Source organism: Paenibacillus sp. GCM10027626 (genome assembly GCF_042676285.1).
In the GTDB taxonomy this organism is placed as follows: Bacteria; Bacillota; Bacilli; order Paenibacillales; family Paenibacillaceae; genus Paenibacillus_Z.
On the sequence record NZ_JBHTHC010000017.1, the window covers coordinates 156,734 to 182,038 of the forward strand.

Genomic DNA, 25,305 nt, shown 5'->3' on the forward strand with positions numbered 1-25,305 from the left:
ACAGTTTTGGTGTTATCTCTTACTTTACCTCTATTCCGAAAGTACTAGCAAACGCTCATATTGATGCATTCGTTGTTAATGCCCACACAACTTGTACATGATTGCACTATTATATCTATATGATGCACTACACAAACAAGCACAAATTTGAACATTGGGTTGGTGATATGCCTATGATCTATACAGCTCTTGGGGATTCCATTACATTTGGGAAAAATGCCTCCTCCATGGTAAATGCTTATCCCCAATTGATAGTATCTGCATTAAACACACGCTCCCGTAAGGTTACTGGGTATGTTCTGGCTCGGTCTGGTTGGAGCAGCACTAATTTATTAAATGCAGTGTTATCGCGCGGCGCCTCAATGATTCATCAATCGGATGTGGTTTCTATATGGATCGGAGGAGTAGATTTAGCGACTGCCGCGATTTCTTCCCTTAGAAGTCAATCCCCCTTACCTGCCAAACAACTTACAACCAACTATAGTCGAAATTTATGCGCACTTCTCACTCTGATCAAAAAAAGAAGCCGTGCCCGAATCATTTGCTGTACGCAGTACAATCCATTTCCGAACAGCTCTCTTTCAGTCGAGTCGATCAGCCAATTTAATCGTATTATAGAAGACTCAGCCCGTCGTTATGATGCCACAGTAGCCCCTGCTCATATGTGGTTTGAAGGAAAACAGGCCAATCTTATCTATGGATATCGCAACGGAAAAATTGAAGATGCGTTAAGCGGATCTCTGCCCATTCACCCAAATGATCGGGGGCATCGCCTGATTGCAACGGGATTGAGCCCGTATCTTATCCACAGAAAGTAATCACTATCCGCCTTTTAGTGCCTCAAACGATGCTTCCCATCGTCAGATTCAATGATCTAAGAATCTTGAGAGCTGAAGAAAATCCCGGTAAAACAAAATTTACGGAAGATACTCGCCTCAATTGGGAGATCCAGAAAGGGTAGCATATGCATATCTCCATCTTACTTGCTCACGATGCCTATCCGCTCCCGAACGCCGCGTTCCTTGATCGCTCCGCTCCAATTGCCATCTCGATCAAAAAAAGGCGCCGAGTTTCGATAAACCAGTTCGAAAATGTGCTTCCTTCTCTGCCGCTGTTCTTCGACTCCATACAGTTTGCTATCCATGAGCCTTTCCCTCCTGATCTTGCAATTTCTTGTCTTTCAGAAGGTATCTCGGCCTGGCATTACAGGCAATGATCATTTTTTTGCACAATTTTATGAGCTTATCGGCAAGTTTTTAACGGTTTCTTAGGCGCTAGGCTATACACGCTCCCCCCTTCATGAATAACCTAGCAAATAACACTATTCTTCACATTTTCTCTTGAAAGAAGCGATGTTGCCCATGGTAAATGCCTATACCAAAAGCCGAATACGCAAAATTGTCCGCCGCTTCGGCCTAAGTCCGTTGCGTTCAGACTCGATCGCGTCTCTTTATCGAAAGAACGCCATCGTCCGAGTACGGACAGAAAGCGGAACCTATGCGATGAAGCCCTTCTTCCGGAGCACTTTGCTCCACTCAGGTACAATTGATCAAATAAAAACAACTGCAGACTATATACAGCATTTGATGAATAATGGCTTCAATTCTATGCCTCAATGGCTTGCGAGCAATTCGGGAAAATTATGGATTTTAAACCGAGGAAGACCCTTCTATATAACCACATGGATAAATGGGAGAAGAATGGAAAATCAAGAGGATTTTGAAAAGCTTGGACGAGCTCTTGCCTCCTTGCATACAACATCCAGTCGTTCCTTCCCCATTAAAGGTCCCTTTTTCAATCATATTCGATTATGGCAGAACAAAGATCGTCTCTTTCGCAGACGGATGACAAAAGTAAACCAAATGAATAAATGGACCCGCAGATGGTATAAACGGTTCGGAGAAGCCTGTAACCAGTTTTCTGATCGGTCCTGGACCGAATTAATGAGCCCGGGAATTGCAGACCTTTTCGTGAAGGAAATGATTCGTCCCGCATTGATACACAGCGATATTACTTCACAGAATGTCATTATTGCCGATGACGGCCAGCTTTTCATTATTGATTGGGATCGCATTAAGTTAGGATCGACCTATGTTGAAGTAGCAACAGCCCTCATGAACACGACTCACTTTAATCCCGTCCTCATTCATTCGTTGTTAAAGGGGTACGAAGAACTCCGTCCTTTAGACCGGGCCGAACGTAAAATGATTTCTTCCTTGTACCGCTTACCTCGAGAAGCTTGGTTTGCCGCTCAGTTCCCTAAAAGCCCGAGAAGCCGCAACATGATAGATATTATGGAGCATACATGGCCTCTCCGATTAAAGGCAATGGATTTATTAGATGAATGGGCGGATCAGCAGGGCGAGGAATGATGTCGTATAAAAACCTTTTTAGGAAAAAAATTGCCGTTACTTATGGTACGGTTCAGTTTAACGAGTCTATCGGCGAAAAAATCCGCCGCGGCCGTAATCACGAACACTGAAGGCCGCCGAAAATACTCGGCGGCCTGGATGTCTGCGGGCAGTGCGTTTTTGTACTTTGTTTAAGATCATGTCTTTACTGCGACCGATTGCCTTATTACTTTTTATGATCATCTCTTCATACAATTTATCCACATCAGATTCAGATTTTGCAAGAATCATCTCTGCATTTAATTTACTGGTATAATCATCAATTTTCAATCAAGGCCACCGAAGTAATCAACGGCCTGGTTGCAGGTGATGCAATTATCGTACCTGTTAGCGTAACGGCTTGTTCAGTTGAATATCATGTTCCTCAACATAATTGCGGTAATGTTCTCCGCAAAAGTAATCAACAATATCCTTATTAATCTCTGGGTATAGTTGAATGGAATGCAACTCCGAAATAGGAATCCATTTGACGCCTACCTGGTGGGGGTCTGGATTTTGAGGTAGTTTGGGAACCGATCCTGGTTTCAACTTACATTCAAATGTAACTCCTATTGAGTGAGTATCTCCGTAAATGCAGTTATTTTTCGCTGGTTGATATTCGTAAACAAAAGCGACTCGGCCCACCTCTACCTCGGCGCAAGCCTCTTCTTTTGCTTCCCGTTGCGCAGCTTCAATCAAGGTTTCGCCTGGTTCAAGGCCACCTGCTGGAAGATTATAATGTACGCCGTCATCATGATCATTTTTGAACTCAACTAGCAGGATGGCCTCGTTTTCAATGATTAACGCGCAAGCGCGAAGTCTTATCTTTTCCATCTTCTCTATCACATCCTATTTCAACGGATTTACCTCTTTTTCAATTTTGCTCCTCTGCTTTCCTGCTTGAGTGGTATTTTTCCGCAATTTTACGGGATTCGCAAACGAGATCAACTTAATTTACTACGCTCCCGATCCAAATGTTCATACAACGTCATCAAACTTTCGGCCACAGATTGATGAGCTGTGTCGATGATGATGTGATCTCGGTCCCAAACATCGTACTGTCGGTTTCTGACCTTCTCCCAAGTGGGTAGAACAAAGCCGGGTATATCGGCTGCAAGCGTTTCGACTCGATGCCTGTGTTCACGCTCGTCAGAGCAGATCACTTCAATTTCCAAAAACGGAGTTTCAAGAGATTCCGCCACGTTGCGCCAAGCTTGACGTGTTTCTTGGATAGGATTGACCGTATCTGCTATCACGTCGAGGCCCAACCGGATATTCTGCGATGCAACCGCATAACACACGATGTAACCCGCAGGTCCATCGACCCACGTTCCAGCAGCCTGCATAGCCTGCTCCACGACATCGACCCGGAGATACGTGGCCTGTAACTTTCTAGCCAAAGCTGATGATAACGTGGACTTCCCGGTGCCTGGCAACCCGCTAAATATATAAAGCATAAACCCGCCTCCTGTGCAAAATAACACATAACTGTCCATGTAGCTTTAAATCTGTTCCAAACATATTTTGGGCATAGATTATATTCGTGTCCTATTACCAAGACCCCTTTTTCAAAGGGTTATTTTAAAGCGGGAGACATGTCGCGACCCTGGATACCTCGAGCTGACCTCCACTGCAAAAGTCTTAGCCCCTCAACATTATTTTTCGCCGTCTGCTTGCCATCCAGACTTGCGCCTATAGGGGAACATGATTCTCAAGTATATCCTGTTTGCGAAGCAGTTCAGTCGGGGTCATATTGGCATACTTGCGGAACTCCCGATACAAATGGGATTGATCATAATATCCGCTGGATAGAGCGAAATCAATATTCGGGTTTATCCGCCCTTGCCTGATCATTCGAAGTGCCAACTGGAATCGCATAATACTTCCATAATTTTTTGGCGTCAGTCCTACCTCTTCCTTGAATACACGAATAAAACGTTCCGTACTAAGATTAGCCCGGTCTGCGATTTCGGCAATGGAAGGTGCAGCCGCGGGGAAATGCTCAAACATTTGCAGCGCATAAGCTACGGCTGGATGTCCTGTCGGAACTATAATTTTCTTCTCCAGTAAGCGCAGCAAGTAATGCTCGACTAATTGAAACCGTTCCTCCGCCACAGAAGTCTCCTGCAGCCTTCCCCGTAAATCATCCACACGGGAATGACGACCCAGACCATCCCCAAGAGGCATGTCAACATCCTTTAGTTTGCCTACCAAATTATCGAGAAATGGCAGCGCTCCTCCTGGTTTGAATTGAATGCCCATACATGATTCTTGACATATCGTGTCCAGATAGTAGTAGGATGACCGTGGACCAGCGATAATACTGCCGGGCAGAGCCATAAGACGATCCATCCGATTACCCTCAAACACTCGGATCTGATCCTCTTTGAGATTTATAATCCATGCTAAAGAGGCATCGGGAAGTTTAAATTCAAGCCGATGGCTTGGGTGGTAGCCTTCACATATCCACAACTTATCAATCCATCTTGCTAAAGCATGTCCAGGTTTGCGAGCATGGAAATTCAAGCAATCTCCCCCTTAATTTAAACGAATCCCGATTTCAAAATTATACCATCTAATAAAACGAAATGAAGATCAATTTTATACAATACGGTTTGATTTAATATAGCTATACTAATGAGGTAACTATAATTCACAAAACTTAAGGAGGACTAGTTATGACAACAACTTTTAAACCGCAAGGATATTCCGCTGTCACACCGTATTTCATTGTCGCAGGAGCAGAGCGATTTATTGACTTTCTTAACAATTGCTTTGATGCTGAGGAACTTGAAAGGCATACCCGGCCTGACGGAAGCATTCAGCATGCTGCATGTCGAATCGGAGATTCCATCATAGAGATCGGTGGAGGAACGAATAAAGATTTTCCGCCGATGAAAAATGCAATCCATCTGTTTGTGAAAGACGCAGATGATGTGTACAACCGGGCTTTGAAAGCGGGAGCGCGTTCCCTCTATGAACCGCAGAATCATGATTATGGGGAACGCTCAGGAGGTGTGGAAGACCCTTTTGGAAACCATTGGTATATCGCCACGAATATCAGCAGGTAATTGTTTAACAAACAATAAAGGGTCAAGCTAATACAGCCTGGCCCTTTATTAAATGCTCGTAAATGCGGCTTCAAAATATCGAAGCATCGACCTTCAACGCGACATGCAGGACACTTTGTAGTCCTGCGCCGCGGCATATAATTGCCGGCTTCCTGATCCATTGAATCACGTCTATCGTAAGTCTTCTTTCAATTTATACTTTATCGCAATGATGCTGAATAACAGAATTGAAATAATCGCGACACTGGAGATGTGGACAAGATCACGCCTATTATTGAAATCGAGTATGGTAGTGATCGTGTTCACTAACCAGTATTTAGATACATCTATTTTGCCGATTAGCGATTCTATAGCGCCAACCACCATGCCTAACACATTCAGCAGTAAAATCATCCCGATAATTAAACTTGCTAGCATGCTTCTTGTTATGATGGTCATACACAGTATTAAGATGGAAAATGCCCAGTGAAGCGCAAACTGCCCGATCAATAATTTTGCAAAATACCCTACATCACCTATTGATATGGTATCGAAGAAAAATACCTCTGCCGATCAAAACGGAACTAATCAAAACGATAAACATCAATAGTGTAAATAAGCCCTGGATCAACATTTTGGGTAGCACAGAATGAACTCGTGCGTTCTTCATTGTAATATAAAAACAACTCCCTTTCAGGAGGCTTGGAGAAATGAGGCTCATCAGGACACAGCAGAACTTTGACGCTATGCGTCGCGTCGGAACACTTCCCTAGGAACTCCTCGGTCAGATCGAGGACTACTTCTGCAACTGAGGCAGCCTTATGCCGCAATTTATCGAACTTCTTGTACCCGTTAACGTTTTACGAGCACGGCTTATGGGCAGAATAAGCTTAATCTCTCCTGCAAAACTTCCCGGACTTCTTCTGGCACTTCCTTGACCTTAATATCCCCGCCTAGAAAAAGCAGCCAATTTGTGATTTCGGTCAATTCTTCGGGATTATGAACATTGATAAACGTCTTTAGTAGGGCTGTGGTTTGGTAAGGATTGGTATAAGAAATGGATACTTTAAAAGGATGGTATTTTTTAAATTGGGCAATCGCCTTTGGACCAAGTTCAAGGACAAGGTTCATTCGTTCTTCTTGCTTACTTAGCTTTTCACTAATCTTTTTCTGGCTTAACCTTTTTTTCGCAGGGTATGGTTTGACATCGGTGAGCGTGTCGGCTGGGAAAATCCGCTTTATTTCATCCTTTAAGTCAAAGCCTTCAATCATCCAAAGGCCTTTTTCATGATAAAGGTGCAAAAGATAAATTGGATAAGACTTGATCACCTTCTTTTCTGTGATGGTAATCAATAAATGGCGATCCAAGAGAAGGATTTGGATAAGTTTTTCTAACATCGGATGAGGCAGGTCGGACAGATCAAGCAAGTCGGGATTATAGGGGTTGGTCCCTTCAAAAAGCAAGATTTGATTTAAAAGGACAAGGTCATCTTGCTGGTTTTCAGAGATGAGGCCCAGTAATTTCTCCGCTAAAGACTGACGGCTCTTTAGATAAGGGAGCTGTTGATTTCTTGTGGCCATAAAGGCAATAAAAAGAGCTTTAATCTCATTATCGGTAAAGCGGACCGTGGGCAGAACGGAGTTGTTCATGACAAAATAACCCCCATCCCTGCCAACTTCCGCGACAAGCGGCATCCCCATGGCTTCAATTTCTCGAATATCCCGAACAGCCGTCGAACGAGAGATGTTAAACTCCCGCATAATTTCAGAAATGGTAAAGTGGGCGCGGTTGTTGATATATCGCATGATGATATTAATCCGTTCAACTTTTTTCATCGGGCCCTCCTAAACAGTATCATTTTTTGACATGATTTAAGGTTATTATAAACCCATCAAGTGAAAAGACAAACCATTTGATAAAATTTAAAAAAAGGAAGGTTTTGAATATGGCAAATTATACGCTTGAGGAAAAAGACAGCTTTATCGTTTTGGGGATTGGAACTGAGCTAAAGAGCGATTACACAGACTATGCCGGCATAAACAAGGAAAAGGCAGACTTTTGGGAGGCAGTGAAACAAGATGGAACGCTTGACACTTTAAAAGCCATCGCTTCGAATGACTACATTTTTGCCGTGAACGAAGCGGTGAATAACAAGATGATGCATTATGCCGGCGTCATGACGGAAGCATCGCTGCCCGAAGCAACCAGAGTAATTCAATTTCCTAAAGGGAAATATCTCGTTGTTAAAGGGGAAGGAAGAACCTCCGATGAGTTGAGCAATAAGCTGGCCGGTATTGCCTTTGGTCAAGCCTTGGCGGAAGTACAGGATTTTGCCTATGTTGGCGGACCAAATGCGGCAGTTGAAATGGGACAGCGGGACGGCATGGTTTTTGGTGAAATGTGGATTCCTGTTGTTCAAAAATAAAACGATCCGTATTGATGCGAGTGTTGCTCGAAGCAGGCTGCAACGATGCAACGCTCGCTAAACTTTTTGGGAGGGATAGAATTGTCCTATATCGTTGATTTTAAAAATGTGTCTACGGTTGGTTTAGAGTCTTCACCTGCAGCAGAAGCGCTTGCCGGTTTGCGTGCGAATGAAGCCCGTTACTTTATGAACAAGTACAAGCATGAATTTACGGTCGTACCCGCTAGCGAAAGCCAGGAGACCATTGATTATGTGAACCGAATTTTGAAAGAAGAACGTGATATTGAGTTTGCGGCCAAACCTTTAGAAACGTCGCATTTTCAAGTGGAAAACATCCAATTCACCTATGTTTTTTATGAGGATGGTCTTGGGCTCAATGTCATGTATACGGTTGATGACCCGAAAAAGCGGGCTGTTGGCTTTAAGCTTTCTGAGGGGATGGAGGTACCACAGGAGTTGGAAGGGAAATTTAAGTTTGCCAGGCAGAAGTCTAAATTAGCCGGAACCATTCGGGGTTCATTTTTTGTAATTAAAGGAGAATATTAATCATCGCATGAGTAAAAACTACCTTTCATGCAGCCAATATTCCTCCAGGCATTTAACTAACAAAACAGCACCTTTCCATCAATATTGGAGGGTGCTGTTGCTTTTCTTCGCAAAAACCTCATTTACTTATGATACGGTTCACCGCGGCGAACAAATTAGCTCTGCTTCACCCGGCGGCTATGCATCAATTGCATACAATCTTCCTTCGCCCGGCGCAAAGCTAGCTGTCAAAGCGCCTGTCAAACTGTTGTAATTGGTATCCTCTTCAGCGCCAGTAACCTTAGAAATCTCTTTAACCAAGCCGGGTTTAGTCGATAAGGTGAAAGATGAGGTCCGGGAATGATCCATGTCCCGGTTTACAACCATGATATATGTTCGATCGCTGTCATCCTTGAATGAACTAATAATAAACGGTTCGTCCATATCATCCGGCTGCCAAAAGTATGAACTTGGAAGCGCTGTTGTTGAAGCCGGCAGCGTCCCCGTATGATAAACCGATTCTGTAGTTAAACGGTTTAAGGTAGGGCCCAATTTTAACACTTCTGCATTAAGATCTCTTGCCCAGCCATAGGAAGGATTCTGCGAACCGTCAGCATTTATAATCGAGCCGTCAAAACCAGGATAAATCGGTTGAGAATAAGTGAAATAGATTAATCCTTTGGAGCCGTATGCCAAATTTGTATAAATGTTGTATCGCATATCATCCTGTGAAGGGGAACGCTTCCAATTGTCGATTCCAACCGATTGAACAAATGTCCAGAAATCAATGGAACCCGCTAAAGCTTGACGTCGAATAATTTCCAAATTATCGTAGTATTCATCCGAAAACTCATCGTTCACCAGGAACGGATAGTAATCAAACAATAGAACATCAGGGCTTGTATAAACCCAACGATACACATAATCCTCATACGTAAAGGCAGCAATATTTTGGTTGATCGTAAACCAAAAGTCAGCGTTTATAGCCGCCCCTCCTGTATACGCAGTAGAATGATTATACCAATTAACGCCTTCTGCTGAACGATAAATGCCAACATAGTTATCTCCGCCGCCATTATGCGTCAGTTCCATATAATAGTCTGTATTGGGCAAAACGTCGGCATCAAGCATGAATTGCGGATTGTTATTGCCTGCAATAGGACTTGTGAGCGTATAGGAAGCAATATTGGTTGTTTTCGCCGGTGAATCCCATAAGGTTAAGGTGATATGCTCCCCGGACTGCATCTGATCCCACGGTACATACCATTGAACCGTTGAAATTCTCGTCTCATGTGCTCGCGTCCTAAAACTTTGTCCTAATGGAGAGGTAGCAGATAAGACGCTTCCATCCTTGTTCTCGTTAATGCCGAGCATATTCATTGGTGCATCGCTTGGAAGCAGATTAACGAGCGACATATGGTTGGGATCAAGAGCTTTAAGTGAATGAACCATATCTCCCAATCTAGTAAATAGTGCGGAGGAAGGCTCATCGTACAGGTTATAGCCCATAAGCCCCGGGTGATTCCAATAGTTGTTAACAACATCCGCCAAAGCTGCCGGCTGCGGTTGAGCGCCATTATAGAAAGCCGATTGCGAGAATAACACTTTAAACCATAAATCCTTAGCGCTGACAACCGCGTTGTTGTGGTAAGCCTGACCTTCCGTGTAAACATCCGAGCTGCTGGCAGTCAAGCCAATATTCTCACTGCCGTTGCTCGTTAGCTCCAAGTAATACTCTGTATTGGCTTGAATGCCGGCATTAAGCCGGAACCGTACGGCTTCGCTATTGATCGTTCCCGGGCCAGTCAAGGAGGCCGCGCCTAATGTTGTTGTTTTAGCCGGACTATCATATAAAGTTACAGTTAAGGTTGTGGTCGCAGGCCAACTGTTCTTATCAATAAGCAGATCAATTGTATTTAACCCCCATTCGGTTCCCCTGTCCGGCGATAAAATTGTCTGCCCCCATGCGCTCGTGTTGCTCACTGTGATTACAGAATCTCCCGAAGTCTGATGAAGTTCTGGTTCAACCCAGCCAAATTTGGTGTCGGCCACCAGTATTTTCAATCCATTCTGTGCTGCCAGATTTAATGCCGTACCGTTTACATCATACGTATAGTGGCTATTTCCGCCAACGATAAAATTCACATTCATCCCGGCGATCTCTGCGTAGGATTGTGCATTCGTCCCCTCTGGAGGAGGAGGATTGAAGATTCCGATATGAAAGGGTTCATTCGACGAGAGAGCTGCCATACTCGTTGATGGCAATGCAATCATGATAGAGAGAAATAGCGCAATAACAAGCTTTCGTTTAGCCATAATAACGTTCATCTCCTTCGTTTATTAGCCATGATTACCGGCATAATTTCAAACTTATTTCCTTGCAGGCGGAGCGAAGCTTGATCCAATTGGCCGGCCGAATTTCAGTTGAATCAAGTGCTGAGCTATTTGATTCACTCCTGTTCATTTCGAGACTTTCGCAGCCAGTTATACTTGCGGCATAGCGATGTCCGTGGAAGCATAAGGCAATTTCGCCTTTTGAGACCGTTTCAAGTCCAGGCTGCTCTTGAGTGTTTCCCCACTCCATCATTAAACCCCAATTTATTAGCTCGCTCTGGAATGTAACAGCTTCATCTGAGCACCTGATTTTAATGACGTCGCCTTCACCTTCCATATGTAAAACAATGGACAGCTCGCCTGCAACCGTTTCATCCGTTTCTAACGCCTTTACTGTAATACGAGCAGCATTACCCGCCTCATCGAAAATGACAGGATAGATTCCTGCTTGTGTATACTCGTCACTCCATCTTGAACCATCGATAACAGGCAGCGTATCATAACGGCAATTTTCCGTCGTGCATACCTCCCTTAGATAGCGCTCTTCATAACATTCATCGAACATATGAATATCGCGAATACGTATATTGCCGTCTTGCCTAAGGAAATTGATCCGATAATTGCGATTGTAATACCATAACGATTGACGGCCTTCATCCTTCCAATCCGTTAGAGCGCATATCGCCGAGGCGGGTGTAAGCGGATATTGCTGTTTAAACCATTTGCCGGTCTCCGCCAGCGTTTCCACGACCAGCACACCTTCGGCCTGCTTCTGAACCAGCAGTTCCACCTGATCGGTCAGGCCCTCTTTTATCCGCTTCCAGCCAAAGGAGTTTTCCTGTCCTACCTGGGCATAGCCGAAAGTAAGCTGGCTGGGGCGGAAGTTAACATCAAAGAACCAACGTACCCACGCAGGGATGCCTCCCCCGCCCCCAGTTCCCGTATAGACGGGCTCCAGGGTAACGACACATTGCCCATCGCCATGATCGGCTGCATCATATTGATAAATAGGATCGCTCCCAAGCATGCGAAACACGGGCACCGGAATTTGGTTTTCTGCCGTCTGAGCGGGCATGAATCCATTCAATCGGCTAGGATAATAAGCCTGGTTGTAATAGCCGCCCCAAAGTGTATAGCCATCCGTTCCCCACTGATCCTTGCAGTTGCAGGAAGCTTGAATGCCGTAGCGATCCGACAAGTAAGCGAGCAAATGCGCATCCATAAACCACGAGCCTACCGATTGCGGATAATAGCCGAATTGCCGCTTGAACTCCTCCATAAATACATCTGCAAGCCGCTCTCTTTCCTGTGGTGTATAGCCAATTGAAAACCCGACATGGGCATGCCAATCCCATGAATATCGACCTCTCCACGGTATTCCTGCCTTTTCCGTCATCGGCTGCACAACCTCAAACCAGGCGCCAATTTCTTGGGCTTCATTTGTTTCCCGCTTAAGAAGCTCTGTAAATTTCGCATCAATAAGTGCATCGTATTGGATAAGCCAGGTTGCCTTTAGTTGATGCTTTCGAATTAATGCCAACTGCTCTCTTAATGCCTCTAGCAAATCTATAGGCAGCCGCGGTTCTGCTCCGCGAATAAAGTTAATGATATGAACACGATTGGGGTAAACATGCTGCTCCATTGTCATTCAGGCTCTCCTCTTATATGAGTGCTATAATCTTTATTGACCGATAATTTCCGCCTTATCGCTGTACACATTGCGAGGCAGCGATCTTTTAACCTCAACTGCAATTTTTCCGGCAGGGGTATTGGCATAGGCTTTGTACTGCTCATTAAACTCCGCAATCGTTTCCTCATCATGCCCGCGAACCTTCATTTCTTTCAGAAATTGCTCATAAGCCGATTCAAATTCCTTGTCATTTTTGGCGAGCAGCAGTTTAGCATAATATTGCAGCCTAATATCATTTTGCACAGGACTATATTTCTCTACGCTCCCTCCAACCACTGGCTTAACGCGATTGGCAACAGGAATTAAGCCAAATGTGCCCTGCTCATGATTGATCTCCTCAGCCTTATACAGCATCGCATTCGTAGCTGGCCAAGGCGGCTCCATCGTCTTGATATGCGTATTTAAGGCACCGCCCAGATTCTTCCACCACCAGAACCCTTTCTCCGTCACATTATTCATGCCGCCTGCGTCACCGCCCCAAAATTCAGGCCCCCGGAATACAGAATCATCAACAACGACAACTCCGTCTTCCATTTTGTAGGCGCCTAGCTCCTGTGGACCATACTCCATCAGAATAAATGCCTCTTCTGTATGCAGCCAATCCAATCCTTTCATCAGAATGTCAGGATTTTCGGTTTTCGCACTAATACCGGTTCCCAAGCCGCCGAACGGACTGAAATTGGCATATTGGGCAAATGGAACCCCATCATTAGCCGGCAGATAAACAGGAGAGAACCAGCCCTTAGGAAACCCTCGTTTTTCCAGTTCTTTATACGTAATTGAATCCGGTACGCCATTATTCTTCAACGTTGCAATATTCGGATTATCCCATCCGTTGGAAAGCGTAGCGCCAAAACGCAAATTATTAACTTTTTCCATAAATAAATCACGTTTATGAAAGGCGGTTTCAGGGTCGAGCAATCCTTTCAATTGCAGCTTATGAAGCCATTGGAAGCCTTTTTTAAAGCCTGGCGTTTTATAATCTGGAATAACCGCGCCGTCTGCCTGCTCATTCCAGCCTGTTCCGCCTGATAACGTTTTTACGCCAAACATCGACATCACCACTTCAAGTCCGGCAAAGTTTTCACCGCCTAGAGAAAGCGGAATCATGTTGCGCCCTTGACTGTCTTTCATCGTTTTAACTGCTTCCAAATAGTTTTCAAAGCCTGCTACAGTTTTTAAACTATCCTTCGAAACTCCCGACTTCTTCAAGATGTCATCTTGAATCCATAGTCCCTGCGCATTGCCTTGCCATGCAGAAGGCTCGTCAATTATCGGCTCATAACCAGTAGGCACAAAGTAAATATGGCCATCTGCCGCTCGCCAATAATCAAGAATTCGCTTATCTATTTTGGCGAGGTTCGGGTACTCCTCAGCGTTGTCAAAATATTTATCCAGCGGAAGCAAACGTTTCTCATCGATAAGCCGCGACCACATAATATGATCGGCATTCAAAATAATTGCATCAGGCAAATCGCCGCCTACAAGCTTTAAATTAATTTGCTGTGCCACATCCCCTCCATTTCCAATCTCTACTTTATCCCATACAACGCCCATTTTCTCCATGACCGCTTTCGTAACGGCCCCGTCCAAATTAATTGGAGTTGTCTGCAGCGGGTGATACAAAGTAAAATGATTCGATTTTTCTGTCCCGGAAGGAGTTTCGGTACTGCTGTCTTCACCTGTTGTTGCCGGATTTTTCTCTTTCGTATTCGCGCAAGCCGCAAATAACGAAACCATTAGCGTTAATACCATTGCAAGCACTGCCTGCCTGGTTAAACGATTATACATTTGAAAAACCTCCCCTAATGTTTTTAAGCCGCTGCCAAAATTGATCAATCAAACTCTCCAATATTACTCTTTCACTGATCCTATTAACACCCCTTTAACGAAATATCTTTGCAGAAACGGATATACAAACAGAATCGGCAAAGTTGTGACCATAATCGTTGCCATCCTTACTGACTTCGAGGTGATGGCCTGCGGATTATACATGCCTGCTGATCTGGAGTTAGTCATCTGGCTGGAGCTAATCATATTACTTGCTTCAACAGTGCTCAAGACACGCTGCAAATACGTCGGCAGCGGCTGAAGCTTAAGCTCATTTATGAAGAAGGCACCCGTAAACCAATCATTCCAATGGAATACCGCTGTGAACAATCCAATTGCCGCAAGTAAAGGCATGGAGAAAGGCAAGATGATGCTCCAATAAATTCGCGCATAGCCGGCTCCATCGATTCTGATCGATTCTATAATCCCCTCCGGAATATTATTTTGAAAGGAAGATTTCATCACAAGCATATTCCACACACTAAAAAGATTTGGAATGATATACACCCAAAAATTATTTATTAATCCCAGATTCATGAGCTGTATATAGAGAGGAATAAGTCCACCGTTAAAAATCATAATAAACAAAAAGATAAGCGTTAAATATTTTCTGCCCGGAAGCTCTCTTCTGGACAAGCCGAAAGCAACCATCGATGTCACAAGTATAGAGCCAAATGTGCCAATACTTGTTCGCAGCACTGAAATCCAGAACGCTTGAATAATCGTTTCATTGGACAATAGCACCAAATAATTGCCCAGCGTAAAAGCTCTCGGCCACCAGTAAATCCCGCCCATGCTTGCATCTTGCCCTTCATTGAACGAAAGGATAAGAATATACCATAATGGGTATGCGCATAAAAAGACAAAGACAATCATTAAAACAGTGTTTATTGCCGTGAATGCTCTGTCGCTTACAGTCATTCTCGTTACCATAACAATAGCACCTCTATTACCATATGCCCTCTCCGCCAATACGCTTCGAAATCATATTGCTTAGTATTAATAGAATTGTCGTCATTAAGCTCATAACAAGCCCTATCGCAGTCGTCATCGAATATTGCGCCTGTCCGATTCCCAGCCGGAGCACATAAGTATCTATAACCTCCGCCACGCCGATATTAGCAGGATTGATCATTGCGTAGATCTGGTCAATCCCTACACTCAGCAGACTCGGAATAGTAAGTATGAATACGATAAAGATAATTGGCAATATGCTGGGAATTGTAATATAGCGCATTTGGGCAAACCGCCCCGCGCCGTCGATAACGGCAGCTTCATAAATAACAGGGTTAATGCTGGAAATAGCGGCAAGGTACAAAATAGTCCCCCAGCCTATCTCCTTCCACATGCTGCTGAGGAGAAATATCGGGCGGAACCAGCTTTCCGATCCCATAAAGGGAATCGCTTCAAATCCCAGGCTCCGAAGCAGCGAATTTGCTCCCCCCCCATCCAGTGAAAGGAAAGCATCAAGAAATCCTACGACAACAATCCATGAAATAAAATGCGGCAAATAACTCATGGATTGAACGAGGCGTTTGAACGATTTTGCTCTAATTTCGTTAATTAATAAGGCAAACAGAATCGTTGTCGGGAATATACATGCAAGCCTCAGTCCTGTCAGCAGAAAAGTATTGCCCAGCGCTCTCCAAAAATCGGTGCTCGCTGTAAATTCATTAAAATTCCTTAGTCCAACCCAAGTGCTTCCCCAAATACCTTCGCTGAAGCTGTAATCCCGAAAAGCCATTTGCAGCCCAAGCATCGGGATATAGTTGAACAAAATTACGAGTACAAGCCCAGGTACAATAAATAAGTATAAGGGAAGCAATCCCTTCCACTTTGCTGCCGAGTAGCGCACCACCTTACATCCTCCTTTTGATTGCTCTTGCCTCTTTGCTGCCCAGGTCACAGCATCTGATTCAAGTATAGAAATTCAATGAAACGCTTACAATATTCCAAAGACACTATTACTGCTGCTCTCGCACTATCTTGTTTAAGTACAAAAAAGAACGGCCTATATTAGCCGTTCTTTAGCAGCCGTTCCTGCTCTGTAGTTAATCCTGACTGGCAACACCCATAAAGTCTCTGTATTCTTTGGGGCTACACCCGGTCATTCGCTTAAACAAGCTTGTAAAATAACCTATATTTTTATAGCCAACATTCTCGGCAACCTCATAAAGCTTCACATGGGGATCTTGAAGCAATATTTTAGCTTGATTGATCCGAATATTCATTAATTGGTCCGTAAAGGAATAACCGAGTTCCGATCTTAGCAATGCGCCTAAATAATTAGGGCTTAAAAATACGGATTCGGCTACGGATCGTAGCGTTAAATTTTGTTTATAATTCATGTTCATATAATCGATTGCCTTATGCACGATAACTTGCGCATGGCTTTTCTTTCGATCAGCGATAAAGTCACAGCAATCGGTAAGCATGCGTATCGTCTCCTGCAGCAGCTCCAGCTCCTGCTCGCAATCCAATAGGCGCTTACGCAGTTCTTTTTCAGGCCCCAGCTGCCGGCTGACATCGCCAATCTCTCCAGCGGCCCGAATAGCTTCATTCACCAGCTCCAGACAGATGCTTCTTAGACCAGCCCCCTTTATTGACATATCACCAACGATGCTTCGCATTAATTCTCCCAGCAGTTCACGGCTAACCTGGCTGTCTCCAGAGCTCATCACCTCAAGAAAATCACGAATCAGCTCATCCACAGCCTTTTCTGGGACAAGGATCTGCTCCTTTTGATTCTCCCAAAAGAAGAGCTTATTCTCTCCGCCTAAAAGCCGCTGATTTACAGCCCTTTGTGCGAATTGAAAGCTCTCGCTTAGCTGCTGAAGGCACTCGACAGCGGGACCTGCACCGATATACGCGATAAATTTGGCAGGCTCCATGCGTTCAAGCTCTTCTTCCAAACTGCTCAGCAGTTGCTCGGTCTCCCCGCGAATGGGAGTTTCGATTTCATCCTTCAAAATTAGCGCAATATCTCCGCGCGGGGTCCATATCAGTTCCTCAAGCAAGCAGCCAAAACAGCTTTGCGCCAGTTTACGGACCAGTTCCCCAATCGTCTGTTTATCCTCTTGCATAAGCGATGGAGGAAATTTTACGTCAATTGCTATTATGATGACTCTGCGACCGATCTCAGCGGTAAATAAATCAATCGACTGCACCCGGGCCTTTATACTGTCCGCTCCAATAATTAACCCTTGCAGCAGCTCATTCACCAGCTTTTCGCGCGCAATAGACTTGAGCTCTTTCAATTGCTCTTTCAATTGCTCCTTCATCAGCTGCTCTTCTTCCTGCTGCTTCAACGAGAGTTGTCTGGAGCTGCTTATGTTCGCAAGAATAGCGTGTAGTTGATTGAAATCGACCGGCTTCACAAGGAAAGCGTCAACGCCCAGATCAAGTGCAGTCTTAGCATATTCAAATTCCTCATAGCCAGTCACCATAATAATATGAAGGTTGGCATTCATGGCTCTCATACGGGAGGAAAGCTCTAATCCGCTCATGCCCATTAGCCTAATATCCGTAATGAGCAAATCCGGAGTATCCAGTTCCGCAAGCTCAATAGCTGCCTGGGCGCTTTCAGCCTCGCCCGTGACAGTCATTTCGTAACATTTCCAATCCACATGCCTGATGATCGAGCCTCTCTGTCTTCCCTCATCATCTACGACGAACACTTTCATTTGCTCCATTTCGCCTCTTTATCCTCCCTTCGATTACTTGGGTTATTATTCCTGTACTGCGGAATTATGAATTGAATGGAAGTACCCTCTCCTACAGCGCTCTTGATACGCATGCTGTAAGATTCGCCATAATATCGTTTTAATCGCTCATTGACGTTATAAAGGCCAAAGCCTGCTTGATCCTTTCGAGCGCTTGAGCTTCCTTCCATTAAGTCGTTTAATTGCCCGGGTGACATGCCTTTTCCATTATCCCGAATCGTGATATGAAGCATGTTTTCACGAAATGCAGCCTGAACAAAAACTTCCCCGCGTCCCCCCGTATCTTCAAATGCGTGCAATAAAGCATTTTCAATTATGGGCTGCAGAGTGATTTTAATGATTTGACAGGACAGGGCCTCTTCTTCAATCTCGAAATTCACTCTAACTCTGCCGGGATAACGCTGCTCATGAATATCCAGGTAAGCCTGAATATGTTCTAATTCCTCCTTGAACGTCAATACATCGATTCCGCGATTCAGCGCAAGCCGGAAAAACTTGGCCAAAGCATCCATCGTATTACTGATCTCCGCCGATCCGACATCCATCGCCATGCTCTTCACCAGGGCAAGTGTATTATATAAAAAATGGGGATTGATCTGCGCCTGCAGCAGCCGTAATTTCTCCGTTTCAGCCGCGCTTCTTGCAGCGGCTATTTCCCTCAGCATTCCTTCCAATTGAACCGACATCTTATTAAACTCTTCCTCAACTTCAGCCAGCTCATCATCGCCATAAACTTTAACCGTTAGCCCGAGATCGCCTCCCTGCACCTTTCGCATACTTCTAATAAGAGAGTTAAGGCGATTCGTAATCGTCCCGCCAAAGCTAATCATGACAACAAAGGTAAGTACTACAAATAGAATGCCGACGATGATTGCCGCATTTTGTATCTTTTGAAACTTCTGCCAAAGCTCCTCCAAACTTACAACCGTAATGATTTTCCATCCGAGATTATTGGTTTCAAAAACGACCATACTCGGTTTGCCGTTTATTTTGGTGGAATACCATCCCTTCTCATCTTCATAGGTTTTGTGCAAATATGGAAGATCAAGCACATGGTCGCCCGATTTTTTATCCATAAAATCAATGAGAGCTCTCCCCTCGCTGTCTGCCAGAACAATCCAGCCGTTTTTAAAGGCCAGCGGGTTCGTCAGCTTATCGAATAATGCCATGCTTGTTACTTCCAGATTAATAATTCCGAACTTCTCATTAGTAAGATAGTCAACCAGCCACCTGCTGACATGAAGGGAGGGCTGCGGCTTGCCGCTCCACTCATAATGCCAATAAAATTGGCGATTTTCCTTCTCCATTGCAGCGTACCAATCTTTAGATACGGCATTCTCTAAATTAAGAATAGCGCCTCCATCCTCATGCAAACTTGGATTGGATTTATAAAACTCAATTTTTCGCATAGGAAAGTAAGCGCGTACACGGCTGATTACAGCGTTTATTTGTTGAAGCGCCTCCACCTCTTCCCGCAAGCTATTATAATTTCCGGTAAGTGCAGCTGAAATACGGGGGTCAAAAGCCATTTGCATTAGTATGTTCTGGTAGCCAATGATTCGATACTCAATATTTTCGTTGAGCTGATATACCACCTTCTCCAGCATTTCTCGGCTTTCCTTTTGCGCCAAAGGCATACTTGTCGAAAATAGATATATTCCAACAGCCAGAACTGGAACGATCAGAAAAAAAATAAAGAACAAAATTAGTTTTTTTAGAAGCCTTACTCTCTTCCAATTATTCAATGGCTATCTTCCTCATTCCGCTGCCAAAAAAAATTGACTAGACAAGCTTGATATGTAAATACCTACTTTATATATTACTCTGCTGTAGTTGTCAATTCGAAATAGTTATGGAGCCTAAGTGGCTTGAACCCCTGACCTCATCGCTGCCAGCAATGCACACTCTCAGCTGAACTAGAACACCTGACATTTTTCACAAACAATACAATTAAGCGATACTATTACATCGCATTTTCAACCATCAATATTACGGACTCTACATGCCCGGTATGCGGAAACATAGGCTGTTGTGTTCCCATCCGCCGCGGCGCATCAAAGTATCGAAGCGCACGAATATGCGGGATATGGAGGCGCTCAGTACGGCCGACATCCCTGTCTACGCTCTGTAATTGACTTGTACGGGCCACTACACGATCAATAAACAAATGGCGTGTATTGCGCCAAATAAGCACTGATTATTTGCAGCTGCCCTGTAAATAACAGCAGACCAAGTCCAACCAGTATCCAGCCATTGATAATCGACAATACAGGGAGCCAGCGATTAATTTTTTTGACAATACCGAGCGAATATGTCAGCAATAATGACAATACAAGAAAGGGCAAGCCTAGACCAAGTGAATACACAAACAATAAGAACATACCGCTATACATCGTTTCTGCTGATCCGGCAAGCAGTAAGATCGAGGAAAGTGCAAGGCCAACACATGGTGTCCATCCTGAGCCGAATGCTAGCCCCACAATAAATGAGCTGAGCATGCCTTTTTTTCTGCCCTTGCCTGCTGCTTCGCTTGAAATTAGTTTTTTCTCCATCATCAGAAAACGTAAATTAAGCATGCCTGCCATTTGCAAGCCGAATACGATAATGAGAAAACCGCTAATCTTCTCTACGATCGCTCTGTTGCCTGCAAAAAACTGCCCGATAAAGCTTGCCGATGCCCCCATCGCAACGAATATGAGGCTAAATCCGAGAATAAAGCATAGCGAACGAATCATCAGCATCCGTTTTTCTACATTGATTTTATTATGCTGTATAATCGACCCGGTCAAATGTGACACATAGGCCGGGATGAGCGGAAAGACGCATGGTGACAGGAAAGAAAGAACGCCTGCCACAAGCGCTACCCATACCGTTGTATTGGCCATCAACTATTCACCTTCACTTTCTTATTCACACATCACACGCTTCCGTCTGCAAGGGGCAGCTCAAACCAAAAAGAATGCTTATTACCATCCGATGCCAGCCCTATTTCCCCGCCATGCTGTCTAATAATTTCATTTGCTATTGAAAGACCTAGCCCAGAGCCGCCTGTATCGCGATTGCGTGAGGCATCTATCCGGTAAAACCGTTCAAAAATACGACCGGCTTGTTCTGGAGCAATGAATTCTCCCTCATTCGTTACCGTGACACGATATTTCCCAGACAACGCTTCACCTGTAATCCGAATCACATTGCTTGTCCGATATTGAACCGCATTGCTGAGCAAATTCGTAAGCACTTGCCGCAATCCGGCCTCATCAGCATGCACACAGCCGGCAGCAATCGCAGTCTGACAGTCGATATTCGCATTTTTCAGCTCCAGCTCAAAGAAGTGTACAGTTGATCGAATCATTTCTGCCACGTTAACCCTTTGTACCTCAAGCTTCTTGCCCTCCAATACAGCAAGCTGATGCAGCTGATCAACAAGATGAGTCAGTTGCTTCGATTCATCATGCAGCGAACGATATAGCTCCCCGTCTCCCTCAATGACACCTGTACTGAGCGCTTCCAGGTAGCCGTTCAAATTGCTAAGCGGTGTCCGCAAATCATGGGAAATATCGCTGAAAAGCTGCTTCCTGCTCTCCTCTGCCTGTTTCAAAACAGCAATCATATGATTAAAATGACGGCTCAGCTGCCCTATCTCATCTTCAGATACAGCTTTAATCGGATCAGGAAATTGTCCCTCTGCCATCACGCGCATCGACTTGGTTAAATTTCTCAATGGCGTTAGCACTCTTCTCATCCAGACATAATAAATAAGGGCTGCTACGAACAAAGCAATCAGACTGGCGCGCAATAAATAAATATGCATCGTTTCATTAAAGGCCACTTGCTGCTCCTTGTCGACAAAATCATATTGTCCCACCAACGCGCAAGCGAAATCTTTGACAGACACGCCTACCAGCCATATGACGGCCGCAATAACCATACTGTTCACAAGCATCACTTTCCAGATAAAGCTAGTTTTCCTGAACGGCAGCGCTTCTTTATTAAAAGACCACAAAACGATACCCTATTCCTCTTACCGTTTCGATAAACTCGGGAGTGCCTTCGATTTTTTTCAGTTTTTCGCGCAGCTTGCTGACATGAACATCGACTGTCCGTTCGATGACAAGCTTCTCATCATTTGGATACAGCTCTTCTAATATCTGCTCTCTTGTTACAATCCGATTTGGATGCTTCATCAAATAATGCAATAAACGAAACTCATGCTGTGTTAAGGTAAGCGGCTGGCCTTTGAATTTCACCTCACCGCGTATCGGCTTAATCGTTAGCCCTTTGTAGCTAATTTTGCTGCAATGATTCATCGAACGCCGCAACACCGTTTCTACACGAACGACCAGTTCCTGCGGACTGAACGGCTTTACAACATAATCATCTGCACCGAGCTGCAGCCCGTGAATCCGCTCTTGCTCATCCACCTTTGCTGTCAGCATAATGATTGGCACATCGCTTTTCTGTGTCACACGAATCCACTGACATAACTCTTCCCCGCTCTGCCGCGGCATCATGAGATCCATAATGACAAAGCAAGGATCATACCATTCGAACATTTCCTGGCCTTCGATACCATCACAGGCTTCCCACACCTCATATCCCGCTTTTTCAAAATAGATCCGCAGCAGCTGGCGAATTTTTCGCTCATCCTCTACGATAAGGATCGCTTTTCCTTTGGACTCCACTAAAGGTGCCCTCCTTACTCCATCTATTGCATGAACTCTTCCATCATTTCATATGTCATCGGGCCAACAATTTTTTGTATGATTTTCCCTTCTTCATCCAAAATGAAGGTACTCGGAATACTTCTAACCCGATACATCTCCGCTACAGCGTTTTGGTCATCCATAGCGACTGGAAACGTCAGCTTATACTCGTCCACAAAAACGGCAACATCTTCAACCGCTTTTTCCGCCGCTGTTAAATTGACCGCCAGCACCTTAATCCCATTTGCTTGATGATCCTCATAAAAAGCTTGCATGTCAGGCATTTCAGCGCGACACGGCGGACACCAGGACGCCCATAAATTCAAAATTACCTTCTCTCCCCGAAAACTTGAAAGCGTCAAATCCTCACCTTCGAATGCTTGTAAAGTAAAATCCGGTGCAATATTACCGCGCTCCAGTCCGATAACATCTTGTGGCTCTGACTCCGGCTGCGGCTCAGCCCGATCGTTTATAGCATCAGGCTTCTGCTGCTGAGCAGCCTCTTGCTGTGCCTGTTCGGCCAGTGGAGTAGCCAACGGCTTATTTTTTTTCGTTAAATCATATACCCCATAAATGACTAAGGCCACCAGCGCTATAGTTACAATCGCTTTCTTCATCTATAGATTTCTCCTTTCGGCTAATTATCTCAGCATAACAGATCATTGTTAAGATTGTTTAAAGTTGCAATATGGTTCATAGACGACTAAACACGAGCAGGAAAATCAAGCGGCGTATTCACCTAATAGATTGAATATAGTAAGAAACCGCATCTCTATGGGATGCGGTTTCTTACTATACTAATTTCCAATCCTTATTAGGAGTGCTTGCTCCTTTTAATTTTACTGCGTATTAAGCGTTTGGCACCGAGATGAGGAATGTCGAGATAACTGCGGCGTGGTCGGACGGCCATTCATTATCCTCATGGCTGCCGTAGCCTTGCGGATTGCCAACGACAAACACCTCGGAATTCACAACCTCCACACGGCCTCCCCGAAAATAAATAAAGTCAATGCGATCCTGCGGTTCATGCGGGATATCCCCCCAAGGATGCTCCGGTGTATGAACCGGTGACCATGTATGCCCCGGCGACGCCACTGGATCGGGATGGATGGCGCGATAGGAATCGATCAGACCCGCTCCCTCCGCCAGTACGCTAACCGGCCATTCGATTATACGTCCGTCATGCACCGATTTTGTATCATCGCCCCAGTCCAGATGTGAAGGCGTATTGAAATCACCCATAAGGAAAACAGGTATGTCGGAGGCCATGTACGACATTAGCTCGCGCAGCACGATGGACATTCCTCTTGCGCGTACCTCGTTCTCCATCATGATGATTTCTTCGTTCGATTTCCGATCGAAAATCGCCCAGTACGGTCCGTATGGATCGTGATATAAATGAGTGTCCGCCACTAGGATCTGTTGCCCGGAAGGAAGTCGAATAAGGGCCGCGACGGCACTTATCCCGTCGATATGAAACGCTTCGATTATCGGATATTTACTGATAATGCTGCAGTTTCCCCGACCTTCTTGATTCTGATAATAGTACCAGCCGAGCTTTTCCGCAGCTTCCTTGCCAGGGTCGGGAATTTCCTGAAAACCTACAATATCGGCACCTGACAACTCTACGGCTTTCAATATCTTGTTTATTCCGTAATTGACGTCTTCACCGCCATGCCACGTGTTCAAAGTCATTATCTTTATCGTTTCGGACTGAAACATCATTACCACTCCTTCACTATTGGTAATTCTAAGGCGATGACTTTGCCCGAAACGGCCGAATCCATTGTGCGGGAATCATCAAGGTTTTTCTGTCCTTTATGTCGTTGTCGCAAGCCGGGTCAAAAGCTGCATAAGGTGTATCCGCTTGCCTTTGCCAGCTGTTCCATTTCGGTAAAATCGTCTTCTCGGACAACAATCAGAACATAGCTGTCACTATTGATGTCCAACTGTCCCAACACGATCCCATGCGGCCGCAGCCAGTCGTGCAGCTCATTCAGTTGTTGAAACGTGTCATGATCCGTCTGAATCGCCTGCTCCAACCGCCGATCTGCCGCCGGCAGCAGCCAGCCTCTGCGGTCCAGCAGCGAGTGAACGGCGAACAAGGTGGTCTCTATCTCCTGCTTCCAATCGATTTCCCACACAAGTCCTAGTTCACCCAACGCATCAACAAGCGCAATCCACGCCAAATCCGGAATCGGTTCCTCTATGCCTCGGTTCCAGAGCCGATCTCCCCACTGCCCTACATACGCGTCCGGATGATCCAGCGCCTGCGCAACTTCTCCTGCCACTTGCTCACTGCCGCCGGACAGTTTCCTGCTCAATGCGAGGAGAGCTTCCCGCTTGTCAGCGGCTGCTTGTCCTCCCAACGGATTGGCGGCGGATGTCTCCTGCCCCATCGTACCAGCGTCTGATGCGGTTGTGTCCGGTTTGCGTGACTTGTTCCACCATCGGAACCAGCTCATCGTATGTCCTCCCTCAACGGTGTCTTTTTTATGTTATTTCAATCCCCTTATTGCTCAATGGATTTAAAATTTCTTCATCACACATGCTGATATAGCAAACACGTTTGAGGTTTTTCAAATGCTCAAATCCGCTTCATATGTCATTCCACACTCTTTTCCGTCTTGATTTA

At 45.0% G+C, this 25,305-nt stretch carries 24 protein-coding genes; 5 read left to right on the forward strand and 19 right to left on the reverse strand.

Going from position 1 to position 25,305, the window contains the following annotated elements; translation table 11 throughout:
- Positions 1 to 173 precede the first annotated feature (173 nt).
- The gene (locus ACFQ0N_RS27275) at positions 174 to 818 is read left to right on the forward strand and encodes an SGNH/GDSL hydrolase family protein (protein ID WP_379332333.1); all 645 of its coding nucleotides are present in this window, start codon (positions 174 to 176) and stop codon (positions 816 to 818) included.
- 161 nt (positions 819 to 979) lie between these two features.
- On the opposite strand, the gene ACFQ0N_RS27280 is transcribed toward ACFQ0N_RS27275, so the two are convergent.
- Entirely contained in the window at positions 980 to 1,144 is a 165-nt protein-coding gene (locus tag ACFQ0N_RS27280) for a hypothetical protein (protein ID WP_379332335.1), read from the reverse strand.
- A 217-nt stretch (positions 1,145 to 1,361) separates the two neighbouring features.
- Here ACFQ0N_RS27280 and ACFQ0N_RS27285 point away from each other — a divergent pair, with 217 nt between their 5' ends.
- Entirely contained in the window at positions 1,362 to 2,372 is a 1,011-nt protein-coding gene (locus ACFQ0N_RS27285) for a phosphotransferase (protein ID WP_379332337.1), read from the forward strand.
- A 66-nt stretch (positions 2,373 to 2,438) separates the two neighbouring features.
- On the opposite strand, the gene ACFQ0N_RS27290 is transcribed toward ACFQ0N_RS27285, so the two are convergent.
- The 4 genes from ACFQ0N_RS27290 to ACFQ0N_RS27305 all read right to left on the reverse strand — a co-directional run bounded on the left by ACFQ0N_RS27290 (position 2,439) and on the right by ACFQ0N_RS27305 (position 4,916).
- Positions 2,439 to 2,681 (reverse strand): hypothetical protein, encoded by a 243-nt coding sequence (locus tag ACFQ0N_RS27290; protein ID WP_379332339.1) that lies wholly within the window; start codon positions 2,679 to 2,681, stop codon positions 2,439 to 2,441.
- Between the two features lie 57 nt (positions 2,682 to 2,738).
- Positions 2,739 to 3,224: an NUDIX domain-containing protein gene (locus ACFQ0N_RS27295; protein ID WP_379332341.1), complete on the reverse strand. Its 486-nt coding sequence runs from the start codon at positions 3,222 to 3,224 to the stop codon at positions 2,739 to 2,741.
- A 110-nt stretch (positions 3,225 to 3,334) separates the two neighbouring features.
- Complete coding sequence (locus ACFQ0N_RS27300) at positions 3,335 to 3,847, reverse strand: P-loop nucleotide/nucleoside kinase family protein (protein WP_379332343.1); 513 nt, start codon at positions 3,845 to 3,847, stop codon at positions 3,335 to 3,337.
- Positions 3,848 to 4,082: 235 nt separating this feature from the next.
- The gene (locus ACFQ0N_RS27305; RefSeq protein ID WP_379332345.1) at positions 4,083 to 4,916 is read right to left on the reverse strand and encodes a helix-turn-helix domain-containing protein; all 834 of its coding nucleotides are present in this window, start codon (positions 4,914 to 4,916) and stop codon (positions 4,083 to 4,085) included.
- Positions 4,917 to 5,068: 152 nt separating this feature from the next.
- On the opposite strand from ACFQ0N_RS27305, the gene ACFQ0N_RS27310 reads away from it, so the two are divergent.
- Positions 5,069 to 5,461 (forward strand): VOC family protein, encoded by a 393-nt coding sequence (locus ACFQ0N_RS27310; protein WP_379332347.1) that lies wholly within the window; start codon positions 5,069 to 5,071, stop codon positions 5,459 to 5,461.
- An 852-nt stretch (positions 5,462 to 6,313) separates the two neighbouring features.
- On the opposite strand, the gene ACFQ0N_RS27315 is transcribed toward ACFQ0N_RS27310, so the two are convergent.
- Positions 6,314 to 7,276, reverse strand: a complete 963-nt coding sequence (locus tag ACFQ0N_RS27315; RefSeq protein WP_379332349.1) for a helix-turn-helix transcriptional regulator — start codon at positions 7,274 to 7,276, stop codon at positions 6,314 to 6,316.
- Between the two features lie 110 nt (positions 7,277 to 7,386).
- On the opposite strand from ACFQ0N_RS27315, the gene ACFQ0N_RS27320 reads away from it, so the two are divergent.
- Positions 7,387 to 7,866, forward strand: coding sequence for a GyrI-like domain-containing protein (locus ACFQ0N_RS27320; protein WP_379332351.1), 480 nt, complete (start codon positions 7,387 to 7,389; stop codon positions 7,864 to 7,866).
- A gap of 81 nt (positions 7,867 to 7,947) precedes the next feature.
- Positions 7,948 to 8,412 (forward strand): phage tail protein, encoded by a 465-nt coding sequence (locus ACFQ0N_RS27325; protein ID WP_379332353.1) that lies wholly within the window; start codon positions 7,948 to 7,950, stop codon positions 8,410 to 8,412.
- A 177-nt stretch (positions 8,413 to 8,589) separates the two neighbouring features.
- Here ACFQ0N_RS27325 and ACFQ0N_RS27330 read toward each other — a convergent pair whose 3' ends face one another.
- From ACFQ0N_RS27330 to ACFQ0N_RS27390, 13 genes are all read right to left on the reverse strand, one after another.
- Positions 8,590 to 10,707: a hypothetical protein gene (locus tag ACFQ0N_RS27330; RefSeq protein WP_379332355.1), complete on the reverse strand. Its 2,118-nt coding sequence runs from the start codon at positions 10,705 to 10,707 to the stop codon at positions 8,590 to 8,592.
- Between the two features lie 34 nt (positions 10,708 to 10,741).
- A complete protein-coding gene (locus ACFQ0N_RS27335; protein WP_379332357.1) occupies positions 10,742 to 12,373 on the reverse strand; it encodes a hypothetical protein in 1,632 nt (543 codons plus the stop codon).
- A 33-nt stretch (positions 12,374 to 12,406) separates the two neighbouring features.
- Entirely contained in the window at positions 12,407 to 14,206 is a 1,800-nt protein-coding gene (locus ACFQ0N_RS27340; RefSeq protein WP_379332359.1) for an extracellular solute-binding protein, read from the reverse strand.
- 63 nt (positions 14,207 to 14,269) lie between these two features.
- Complete coding sequence (locus ACFQ0N_RS27345; RefSeq protein ID WP_379332361.1) at positions 14,270 to 15,178, reverse strand: carbohydrate ABC transporter permease; 909 nt, start codon at positions 15,176 to 15,178, stop codon at positions 14,270 to 14,272.
- Positions 15,179 to 15,194: 16 nt separating this feature from the next.
- Entirely contained in the window at positions 15,195 to 16,103 is a 909-nt protein-coding gene (locus tag ACFQ0N_RS27350) for an ABC transporter permease (protein ID WP_379332363.1), read from the reverse strand.
- Positions 16,104 to 16,296: 193 nt separating this feature from the next.
- The gene (locus ACFQ0N_RS27355) at positions 16,297 to 17,937 is read right to left on the reverse strand and encodes a response regulator transcription factor (protein WP_379332365.1); all 1,641 of its coding nucleotides are present in this window, start codon (positions 17,935 to 17,937) and stop codon (positions 16,297 to 16,299) included.
- Positions 17,925 to 19,574 carry a sensor histidine kinase gene (locus ACFQ0N_RS27360; protein WP_379332367.1) on the reverse strand — a complete coding sequence of 550 codons (1,650 nt, stop codon included), beginning with the start codon at positions 19,572 to 19,574 and terminating at the stop codon, positions 17,925 to 17,927. Before ACFQ0N_RS27360 ends, ACFQ0N_RS27355 begins: the two co-directional genes overlap by 13 nt.
- A 549-nt stretch (positions 19,575 to 20,123) precedes the next feature.
- On the reverse strand, positions 20,124 to 20,852 hold the full coding sequence (locus tag ACFQ0N_RS27365; protein ID WP_379332369.1) for a cytochrome c biogenesis CcdA family protein: 729 nt from the start codon (positions 20,850 to 20,852) through the stop codon (positions 20,124 to 20,126).
- A 32-nt stretch (positions 20,853 to 20,884) separates the two neighbouring features.
- Positions 20,885 to 21,970 carry a sensor histidine kinase gene (locus ACFQ0N_RS27370; protein WP_379332371.1) on the reverse strand — a complete coding sequence of 362 codons (1,086 nt, stop codon included), beginning with the start codon at positions 21,968 to 21,970 and terminating at the stop codon, positions 20,885 to 20,887.
- On the reverse strand, positions 21,957 to 22,649 hold the full coding sequence (locus ACFQ0N_RS27375; protein ID WP_379332373.1) for a response regulator transcription factor: 693 nt from the start codon (positions 22,647 to 22,649) through the stop codon (positions 21,957 to 21,959). The genes ACFQ0N_RS27370 and ACFQ0N_RS27375 overlap by 14 nt, the downstream gene beginning before the upstream one ends.
- Before the next feature lie 23 nt (positions 22,650 to 22,672).
- Positions 22,673 to 23,287, reverse strand: coding sequence for a peroxiredoxin family protein (locus tag ACFQ0N_RS27380; protein WP_379332375.1), 615 nt, complete (start codon positions 23,285 to 23,287; stop codon positions 22,673 to 22,675).
- Positions 23,288 to 23,519: 232 nt separating this feature from the next.
- The gene (locus tag ACFQ0N_RS27385; protein ID WP_379332377.1) at positions 23,520 to 24,392 is read right to left on the reverse strand and encodes an endonuclease/exonuclease/phosphatase family protein; all 873 of its coding nucleotides are present in this window, start codon (positions 24,390 to 24,392) and stop codon (positions 23,520 to 23,522) included.
- 119 nt (positions 24,393 to 24,511) lie between these two features.
- Positions 24,512 to 25,135 carry a DUF6630 family protein gene (locus ACFQ0N_RS27390; RefSeq protein ID WP_379332379.1) on the reverse strand — a complete coding sequence of 208 codons (624 nt, stop codon included), beginning with the start codon at positions 25,133 to 25,135 and terminating at the stop codon, positions 24,512 to 24,514.
- Between the last annotated feature and the right edge of the window lie 170 nt (positions 25,136 to 25,305).

What these genes read in the sequence shown, in the direction of transcription:
- ACFQ0N_RS27345 (WP_379332361.1), bottom strand. Translation starts at nt 15,178, where the DNA reads ATGGTAACGAGAATGACTGTAAGCGACAGAGCATTCACGGCAATAAAC.
- ACFQ0N_RS27275 (WP_379332333.1), top strand. Translation starts at nt 174, where the DNA reads ATGATCTATACAGCTCTTGGGGATTCCATTACATTTGGGAAAAATGCC.
- ACFQ0N_RS27330 (WP_379332355.1), bottom strand. Translation starts at nt 10,707, where the DNA reads ATGGCTAAACGAAAGCTTGTTATTGCGCTATTTCTCTCTATCATGATT.
- ACFQ0N_RS27380 (WP_379332375.1), bottom strand. Translation starts at nt 23,287, where the DNA reads ATGAAGAAAGCGATTGTAACTATAGCGCTGGTGGCCTTAGTCATTTAT.
- ACFQ0N_RS27390 (WP_379332379.1), bottom strand. Translation starts at nt 25,135, where the DNA reads ATGAGCTGGTTCCGATGGTGGAACAAGTCACGCAAACCGGACACAACC.
- ACFQ0N_RS27340 (WP_379332359.1), bottom strand. Translation starts at nt 14,206, where the DNA reads ATGTATAATCGTTTAACCAGGCAGGCAGTGCTTGCAATGGTATTAACG.
- ACFQ0N_RS27335 (WP_379332357.1), bottom strand. Translation starts at nt 12,373, where the DNA reads ATGACAATGGAGCAGCATGTTTACCCCAATCGTGTTCATATCATTAAC.
- ACFQ0N_RS27295 (WP_379332341.1), bottom strand. Translation starts at nt 3,224, where the DNA reads ATGGAAAAGATAAGACTTCGCGCTTGCGCGTTAATCATTGAAAACGAG.
- ACFQ0N_RS27355 (WP_379332365.1), bottom strand. Translation starts at nt 17,937, where the DNA reads ATGGAGCAAATGAAAGTGTTCGTCGTAGATGATGAGGGAAGACAGAGA.
- ACFQ0N_RS27385 (WP_379332377.1), bottom strand. Translation starts at nt 24,392, where the DNA reads ATGTTTCAGTCCGAAACGATAAAGATAATGACTTTGAACACGTGGCAT.
- ACFQ0N_RS27360 (WP_379332367.1), bottom strand. Translation starts at nt 19,574, where the DNA reads ATGCTGGAGAAGGTGGTATATCAGCTCAACGAAAATATTGAGTATCGA.
- ACFQ0N_RS27310 (WP_379332347.1), top strand. Translation starts at nt 5,069, where the DNA reads ATGACAACAACTTTTAAACCGCAAGGATATTCCGCTGTCACACCGTAT.
- ACFQ0N_RS27365 (WP_379332369.1), bottom strand. Translation starts at nt 20,852, where the DNA reads ATGGCCAATACAACGGTATGGGTAGCGCTTGTGGCAGGCGTTCTTTCT.
- ACFQ0N_RS27300 (WP_379332343.1), bottom strand. Translation starts at nt 3,847, where the DNA reads ATGCTTTATATATTTAGCGGGTTGCCAGGCACCGGGAAGTCCACGTTA.
- ACFQ0N_RS27285 (WP_379332337.1), top strand. Translation starts at nt 1,362, where the DNA reads ATGGTAAATGCCTATACCAAAAGCCGAATACGCAAAATTGTCCGCCGC.
- ACFQ0N_RS27320 (WP_379332351.1), top strand. Translation starts at nt 7,387, where the DNA reads ATGGCAAATTATACGCTTGAGGAAAAAGACAGCTTTATCGTTTTGGGG.
- ACFQ0N_RS27315 (WP_379332349.1), bottom strand. Translation starts at nt 7,276, where the DNA reads ATGAAAAAAGTTGAACGGATTAATATCATCATGCGATATATCAACAAC.
- ACFQ0N_RS27280 (WP_379332335.1), bottom strand. Translation starts at nt 1,144, where the DNA reads ATGGATAGCAAACTGTATGGAGTCGAAGAACAGCGGCAGAGAAGGAAG.